The organism is Streptomyces sp. WAC06614, assembly GCF_003949795.1.
Lineage (GTDB): Bacteria > Actinomycetota > Actinomycetes > Streptomycetales > Streptomycetaceae > Streptomyces.
This window is the reverse complement of sequence record NZ_RPRY01000780.1, coordinates 1-651: the sequence shown is the minus strand read 5'-3', so window position 1 is coordinate 651 and position 651 is coordinate 1. Positions and strand designations below refer to the sequence as shown.

General features: G+C 70.2%; 1 protein-coding gene. It reads right to left on the bottom strand.

Features of this window, described 5'->3' with window-relative positions:
- On the bottom strand, positions 1 to 651 hold a 651-nt coding region (locus EF918_RS36465), incomplete at both ends, for an AMP-binding protein (RefSeq protein WP_148141388.1).

Sequence of the window (651 nt, the reverse complement as noted above, 5' to 3'; positions counted from 1 at the left end):
GTTGGGCGAGGTAGCCGTGGGCGAGGCCGTCGCCGGTGAGGTAGAGCTCGCCGGTGACACCGGGGGGTACGGGGCGCAGGTGGTCGTCGAGGACGTAGGCGTACTTGTTGGTGAGGGGCCGGCCGATCGAGACGGTGGCGCCCGGCGTGGCCGTGGGGTCGACGGTGTGGGTGGTGGTGAAGCCCATCGATTCGGCGGGGCCGTAGCCGTTGGTGACGGTGAGGTGCGGGTGGAGCGCGTGGAGGCGGGCGATGTGGGTGGGGGAGGCCGGCTCGCCGCCGGTGTAGACGATGCGGGTCGTGGCGAAGGTCTCGGGGTGTTCGTCGGTGAGGTAGTTGAAGAGGCTGGAGGAGAGCTGGAGCATCGTCACCCGGTGCTGCTGGGCGAGGGTGGAGATGACCGCCGGTTCGGGTCGTTGTCCGGGTTGGAGGACGGTGGTGCCGCCGTGGAGGAGGGCGCCCCAGAATTCGAGGCTGAAGGCGTCCCAGGAGACGGGGGAGCACTGGAGGAAGACTTCGCCGGGGCCGAAGGCGGCGTAGGTCTGCGCGGTGACGGTGGAGACGAGGTTGCGGTGGGTGGACAGGATGCCCTTGGGGCGTCCGGTGGAGCCGGAGGTGAACATCACGCAGGCGGTGTCGTCGCCGGTCAGGG